The sequence below is a fragment of the Kribbella sp. genome, assembly GCF_035687465.1.
Taxonomy (GTDB): Bacteria; Actinomycetota; Actinomycetes; order Propionibacteriales; family Kribbellaceae; genus Kribbella.
In genome coordinates this window covers 1-6,690 of the sequence record NZ_DASRXP010000653.1, presented here as the reverse complement: position 1 = coordinate 6,690, position 6,690 = coordinate 1, and the positions used below count along the sequence as shown (strand labels likewise).

Here is a 6,690-nt window from a genome sequence, read left to right as displayed (position 1 = left end):
TGGTCCGGCAGTGTTGAAGGCGGTGGCGGCTGGTGCGGCAAGCCTGGTCGAAGTGACGCGGTTGCGGGCAGAGGTCGCTGCGGCGCTCCGGGAGGTGGAGGCCAGTCGTACGCGGTTGGTTCAGGTCGGCGATGCCGAACGCCGCAGGCTCGAGCGGGATCTGCACGACGGTGCTCAACAGCGGCTGGTCTCACTCGGTATGGCGATGCGGCTGGCCCAACGGCACCTCGGCGACGGCACGGTCGACGTCAACGGCCTGCTCGACCAGGGGGTTGCCGAACTCGCGACCGCGATCGCCGAACTCCGGCAGATCGCCCACGGGTTGCGTCCGACCAGCCTCGACGACGGACTCCATGCGGCGTTGACAGCAATCACCCGGACCTTGCCGATCCCGGTCCAGCTGCACATCGGCCCTGACCGGCTCCCCGACGATCTCGCCACGACCGCGTACTTCGTGGCCGCGGAGGCGGTGGCCAACGCGGCGAAGTACTCGCAGGCGACCTCGATCGCGGTCCGGGTGGCGCAGTCGGCCGACGATGTCCGGATCCGGGTCGAGGACGACGGCTGCGGGGGCGCGGTTCCCAGGCCCGGCTCGGGGCTGAGCGGACTGGCCGACCGGGTCGCGGCCCTCGGCGGCTCGCTGTCGATGCACAGCCCGGCCGGAAGCGGTACGACAATCGAGGCGGTGCTGCCGTGCGGATCGTGATCGGCGAGGACTCGGCACTGTTCCGCGAAGGGCTCGCCCGGCTGCTCGCCGATGCCGGTCACGAGATCGTCGGCCGGGCCGGTGACGCCGTGGCGCTGGTGACCGTGGTCGGCGAGACCGAGCCCGACCTCGCCGTGATCGACATCCGGATGCCACCCGACAACACCGACGACGGCGCTCGCGCGGCCCGGCAGTTGCGGACCAGCTATCCGGAGATGGGCATCGTGTTGCTGTCGCAGCACATCGAGACCCGGCACTCGGTCGACCTGGTCAGCGGCGGCGGATTCGGCTACCTGCTCAAGGATCGCGTGCTGGACGTCGACGAGTTCCTGGATGCGCTGACCAGGGTCGCGGCCGGTGGTTCGGCGCTGGACCCGGAGGTGGTCGGCCGGCTGATCGGACGCCCGCACAGCGATGACCGGTTGGCGCCGCTGACGCCGCGGGAGCGCGAAGTACTGGCTCTGATGGCAGAAGGGTGCACCAACGTGGGGATCGGCCGCCGGCTGTGGCTGACGGAACGCACGGTGGAGACCCACGTGGGCAGCATCATGGCCAAGCTCGGCCTGGTCTCGAACCCTGTGGACCACCGCCGGGTACTCGCGGTGCTGACCTATCTTGGTCAGCAGTAGCCCTCGAGGATCGGACGGCAGAATGCGGATCGTGGTGTTTCATCCGGGCGCGATGGGTTCCCAGCTCGCAGCCCAATTGGTTGCCGGAGGCCACGAAGTTCACTGGGTCCCGGACGGTCGCAGCAAAGCCTCCGTGGAGCGCGCCGAAGCAGCAGGGCTGATCGGTACTCCGTTCGCCGAGGCGATCGAGTCCGCCGAGGTGGTGCTGTGCTCGTGTGCTCCGCAGGGCGCGGTCGAGGTAGCTCGGCAGGTCGGCGCGGCCGGGTTCGCTGGTGTCTACATCGAGGCCAACCCGCTGTCGCCCAAGTCGCTCGACGAGGCCAAGGATGCTTTGCCCCAGGCAACCTTCACGGACGCGGGCGTGATCGGCCCGCCTCCCACAGGTGGTTCCTCCCCGACTCATCTGATGCTTTCCGGACCAGCCGCGCAGCAGGCCGCCGACCTCTGGGCCGGGACTGCGGTGACTCCGATGGTCGTAGGCGAGCAGGTCGGCGCGGCCAGTGCAGCCAAGTCTGCCTACGCCCTTTACAACAAGGGGAAGGCGGCACTCGCCGTACTCGCGTTCGACCTAGCAGCCAAGCACGGCGTCACCGACGCCCTGACAGCCCAACAGATCCGCCCGGACGCAGCCTCCCTCAAGGACCCACATCTCCCCGAGCACCTCAAGGCCGTCGCCTGGCGCTGGGGCCCCGAGTTCGACGAACTAGCCGATACCCTCGACGCCGCCAACCTCGAAGGCAACGCGGCCCGCGCCCTCCGTTCGGTTTGGACCCGCCTCGCCGCAAATCCCTGAGGGGCTTACCCACCGAGATTGTGCGTTGGCACCTGAGATTCTGAGGGGTCAACCCACAATCTCAGTGGGTAACCCCCTTACCGCCGGGCGCGCACGAACGCTTGGCGGATCTGGGCGACCACGGTGGCCGGGCGGTTGAGGTCGGACCAGGTGATCCTGACGACCTCCAGTCCCAGTGCGCGGAGGCGGTCCTCGCGGCGCTTCTCCTGGACCAGTACCTCCGCTGATCCGTTGGTGTACTTCATCAGGCCATCGAACTCGACGATTGTCTGGTACTCCGGGAAGTAGAAGTCGACCCGGCCGACGAATCCGTCCGCATCCTTGAACGAGGACTGCAGGACCGGTGCGGGCAGACCGTGGTTGTGCATCAACACACGCAGGCGGGACTCGCCCACGGACTCGCACTGAGGGTTGACGAAGGCAAGAGCCGAGCGAGCCGACGCGCTGCCCGGCCAGGACTCGATCACGGTCAAGAGTCGAACTATCTCAGCCGTGCTGACCTTGTGTTCGTGGAATGCGGCGTCCGCGCTGACCACGGTGGACTCGAAGGATGCCGTGCAAGCCAGCTCGACCAACGCCCGTGGCAGGGTGGTCGTCGCCAAGCCGCTCACCTTGGTGAGATCTGCCGGTGTCAAATTGCCGCGGTGATATCTGACACCGGCAACGAGCCGGCCTTTGCGTTTGTCCAGCCGATTGAGATGGACCTCGTCCAGGTCGACGCCCCACATGGTCAGCTCGTGCAGTGCGAGTGCCGATTGGTGGCTCACCACAACAGAGCCGGGTTGCACCGAGTTCATTGCCGCGTGCACCGATCGCCGATGCCGGATGATCTGCTGCTCCCAGGGTGGCCGGCCGCTCAGGTCCGCTGCTTCGGCGTACTGGCCGTAGCGGACCTTCTCCCATCGACCGTCGGCCAGTCGCTCGCGCATCTGCTCAGGTGTGTAGCCGGACCTACTCGCCTGCTGCCTGCTGAACACCCCGCCCTGCTTCGCAGCAACCACCTTCAACTCCGGATTCACCCCCCAAGCATCACCCGCCACCCCCTCCCACGGCTCCCCTTCCCCACTTCTGTGGATAACCGTGGGGTGTTACCCATCGAGATTGTGCGTTGACACCTGAGATTCTGAGGGGTCAACCCACAATCTCAGTGGGTAACGTCTAGCGGAGGCGGCGGGCGGTCGTGGGGTTGACGGGGGTGTTGTGGAGGAGGGCGGTGAGGGTCTCGACGCCGTCTACTAGGCGGGGGCCGGGTCTGGCGAAGTGGGCGTTGGCGTCTACGGCCCAGACCGGTACTGCGCTGGGCAGGACATCGCGGCGGATCAGGTCCTCGGTGACTTCGGTGGCTCCGGCGAGGTCGTGGCCGCAGGGGGCGGAGACGATGACGTCGGGGTGGGCTGCCTTGATTTCGGGCCAGGTGGTTCGGACGGACCGCAGGCCGGTGTGGCCGAGGACGTTGGCGCCGCCGGCGAGTTCCACCATCTCGGGGATCCAGTGGCCGGGGGCGAACGGCGGGTCGGTCCACTCGAGCAGCATCACGCGGGGCCGGGTGGAGTTGGCCCGCGCTGACCACAGCTCGACGGCATCGGTGGTCGCAACGAGACGATCTTCATTTCCAGACCGTATCCGGCCGGCCGGCCCGAGGTGGCCGCGGTCGGGCTGCCCGGATTGCCGCTGCCGTGTCTTGTCCCCAAGTCGGCGCCGACCTAGGGACAAGACAGGAGACTACGGCTGGACGGTGAAGGTGTAGGTCTTCTGGCCTGTGGTGACGGCGGTGCCCGCGGACGTCGTACCGGTGACTTCGAGGACGACCGTGTAGGTTCCGGCTGCCTCGAAGGCCCAGTTGGCGTGGGCGTGGGTGTTGATCGCGAATGCCCGGGTGTCGGGCAGTCCGTTGCCGCTGTCGAACCAGACGGTCGGGCTGCCGAGTGAGCTGGTGGTGTAGACGCTCACGTCGGCCGGCCCGCTGGCCGACACCAGTCGCACGGTCACCGAGTTGCCCTGCAACGCGCCGCTCGGCACGCCTTCGGTGTTGAAGCCCGGCCAGACGATGTTGCTCACCTGTGTCTGGGGGAGGATCCAGACCGGCGACCCCGCAGTACCGAGGAACGCATAAGCCGAGTTGGACGGCACTGTGGTCTTGCTGGCGGAGACAGCATTCAGTACTACGTCCGCCGGGTTGCGGTCGACGGCCGGAGTGACTGTGCTGTCGCGGAGGTCGAGGGTCAGGGCAGACCCGGTCCAGTCCACGTCAACGGCGTCGACGTGGCCCTGCGAGATGGTCGTGGCGGCGTGAGCCGGGGCGACCGAGAGCAGCGTGATCAGCGCAGCGGTTGCGGCGCCGGCGAACACCCGGGCCTTCACTGGGCGACCTTGAAGCAGTAGACGGCCGTGGTCGAGGTGACCTTCTTGCCGGTGGCGGCCAGTGTGCCGCTCACCCGCACCTTGACCTGGTAGGTCCCGGCAGCCTCGAAGGCCCAGTTGGCGTGCAGGTGACCACCTGCTGTGGTGTTGATCCGGTCTGGCAGACCGTTTCCGCTGTCAGCGAGTACGGTCGGTGCGCCGAACGAATCGGTCGTGAAGATGCTCAAGGCGGCCGGGCCGGTGACGCCGACGATGTCGACCTTCAACGCCTCGTCGGTGAAGACCCCGGGCCCGATCTCCTCCGAGCCGATCCCCGGCCAGAGCAGCTCCGGGTCCTGCACCTGCGGCAGCACCCAGGCGCGCGCGCCCGCGGCGCCCAGGAACCGGTACGCCGGGTCGTCGGGCACCGCGATCTCCGAGGCGGGCTTGGCGACGAGTTGCACCTCGGAGGGTGCGTACTCGACACCGTGCGCCTCGTCGTGCACGTGAACGTTGAAGGCGCCGTCCTCGAAGGCGATGCCGATCACGTCGACATGGCCCTGGTCGAGCACGACCCGGGGTGCCGCATCAGCCGGCACGGTGAAGCCGGCGAGCGCGAGGACTGCCACAGTCGGCAGTACCACGCGGTATGGCTTGCGCATAGATGTTCCTTTCAGACTTTCAGGGGTGGACGGGAACTGCGGCCGTCGCGACTGGGCGACGGTGGCTGAGAAGCAGGCCGTGCCGCGGCGCGAACAGCCAGCAGACGGCGAACACGGCGGTTGCGGTGAGCACGATCAGCCCGCCGGCGGCGAGGTTGAACGCGTAGGAGAGATAGAGCCCGACCAGTCCGGACAATGCGCCGATCGCCGGGGCGATCAGCATCATCACGCCGATCCGGTCGGTCAGCAGCCGGGCACAGGCGGCCGGGGTGATCAGCAGTGCCAGGACCAGGATGTTGCCGACGGCCTGGATCGAGATGACGATCGCGATCGTCACCATCGCGTAGAGCGCCATGTCTAGCCAGAAGATCGGCAGCCCCACTGAGCGGGCCGTCTCGCGATCCAATCCGACGGTGACGAACTCCTTGTGCAGACCGCCGGTGATCAGCAAGAGCACCGCACCCGCGATCGCCACGGTGACGACGTCCTGGCTGCTGATCCCCAGTACTGAGCCGAAGAGGAAGGACTCGAGCGAGCCGCCGTACCCCGGTGCGCTGCTCATCACCACGATGCCGAGACCGAAGGCGGCGGCGAAGAACACCCCGATGACGGTGTCCTCTTTCAGCCGGCGGTTCTGAGACACCACGGCGATCGACAGCGCGGTGACGAGCCCGGCCAGGATGCCGCCGAGGACCAAGCTCGTCTGCAGCACGAAGGCGATCGCGATCCCCGGGAAGACCGCGTGCGCCACGGCGTCCCCGATGAAGGCCATGCCGCGCAGCGCTACGTGGCTGCCGATCACCCCGCACACGACGCCGGACATCAGGACGACGAGGAACGCCCGCTGCATGAACACGTGCTGCCAGGGCTCGGTGAAGAACTCGATCATCGGGTCACTCCCAGGCTGTGCAGCAGTTGCTCGGAACGCGCCACTCCAAAGGCCTGCAGCCAGACCGCCGGGTCCCGCAATTCCTCTGGTGGGCCGTCGGCAACGACCGTCTCGTTCAGCAGGCAGAGCCGGCTGCAGGTGTCGGCGGCCGCGGGCAGGTCGTGCGTGGTCATCAGGATGGCCGAGCCTTCCTTGGTCAGGGACCGGAACAGCCGGGTGAGGATCTCCTGCGTCGGTACGTCGAGTCCGGTGAACGGTTCGTCCAGCAAGAGCAGGCTCGGTTGTAACGCGAGCGCCCGGGCGACCAGAACTCGTTGCCGTTGGCCCCCTGACAGTTCGCCGATCGGGCGGCGGCGGAGGTCGGTCAGGTCCACCCGCTCGAGCGCCTCGTCGACGGCGGCGCGATCTGCTTTGCCCGGACGTCGCAACCAGCCGATTCGATGCGTGCGTCCGGTCATCACGGCCGTGCCTACATCGACCGGGTAGTCCCACACGAACTCGTGTCGCTGCGGCACGTACCCGATGCTCCCGCGAGCCTCCGCGGGCGTTCTGCCGTTGATGGAGATCACGCCGTCACGAATGGGCAGAAGCCCAAGCAACGATCGCAACAGCGTCGTCTTACCGGCCCCATTCGGCCCGATCAACCCAACCTGCTCCGACGCCCCCACCCG

9 protein-coding genes are annotated in these 6,690 nt (G+C 67.7%); 3 read left to right on the top strand and 6 right to left on the bottom strand.

The features are described 5' to 3' along the window. The 3 genes from VFG33_RS34960 to VFG33_RS34950 form a co-directional block, all read left to right on the top strand. Nucleotides 1-706, top strand: a 706-nt coding sequence (locus VFG33_RS34960; RefSeq protein WP_325057301.1) for a sensor histidine kinase, incomplete at its 5' end; no start/stop codon positions are given. After that, nucleotides 694-1,335 (top strand): response regulator, encoded by a 642-nt coding sequence (locus tag VFG33_RS34955; RefSeq protein ID WP_325057300.1) that lies wholly within the window; start codon nt 694-696, stop codon nt 1,333-1,335. The genes VFG33_RS34960 and VFG33_RS34955, both read left to right, overlap by 13 nt. A gap of 22 nt (nt 1,336-1,357) precedes the next feature. Next, entirely contained in the window at nt 1,358-2,128 is a 771-nt protein-coding gene (locus tag VFG33_RS34950) for an NAD(P)-binding domain-containing protein (protein ID WP_325057299.1), read from the top strand. A 77-nt stretch (nt 2,129-2,205) separates the two neighbouring features. Here VFG33_RS34950 and VFG33_RS34945 read toward each other — a convergent pair whose 3' ends face one another. The 6 genes from VFG33_RS34945 to VFG33_RS34920 form a co-directional block, all read right to left on the bottom strand. Continuing rightward, nucleotides 2,206-3,147, bottom strand: a complete 942-nt coding sequence (locus VFG33_RS34945) for a hypothetical protein (protein ID WP_325057298.1) — start codon at nt 3,145-3,147, stop codon at nt 2,206-2,208. Between the two features lie 139 nt (nt 3,148-3,286). After that, nucleotides 3,287-3,664 (bottom strand): TroA family protein, encoded by a 378-nt coding sequence (locus VFG33_RS34940; RefSeq protein ID WP_325057297.1) that lies wholly within the window; start codon nt 3,662-3,664, stop codon nt 3,287-3,289. 186 nt (nt 3,665-3,850) lie between these two features. Next, nucleotides 3,851-4,489 (bottom strand): choice-of-anchor M domain-containing protein, encoded by a 639-nt coding sequence (locus tag VFG33_RS34935; protein ID WP_325057296.1) that lies wholly within the window; start codon nt 4,487-4,489, stop codon nt 3,851-3,853. Then, nucleotides 4,486-5,130: a choice-of-anchor M domain-containing protein gene (locus VFG33_RS34930; protein WP_325057295.1), complete on the bottom strand. Its 645-nt coding sequence runs from the start codon at nt 5,128-5,130 to the stop codon at nt 4,486-4,488. The genes VFG33_RS34935 and VFG33_RS34930 overlap by 4 nt, the downstream gene beginning before the upstream one ends. A 19-nt stretch (nt 5,131-5,149) precedes the next feature. Continuing rightward, nucleotides 5,150-6,019: an anchored repeat-type ABC transporter permease subunit gene (locus VFG33_RS34925; protein WP_325057294.1), complete on the bottom strand. Its 870-nt coding sequence runs from the start codon at nt 6,017-6,019 to the stop codon at nt 5,150-5,152. After that, nucleotides 6,016-6,690: anchored repeat-type ABC transporter ATP-binding subunit (locus VFG33_RS34920; RefSeq protein ID WP_414673009.1), on the bottom strand; the 675-nt coding region annotated here is incomplete at its 5' end. The genes VFG33_RS34925 and VFG33_RS34920, both read right to left, overlap by 4 nt.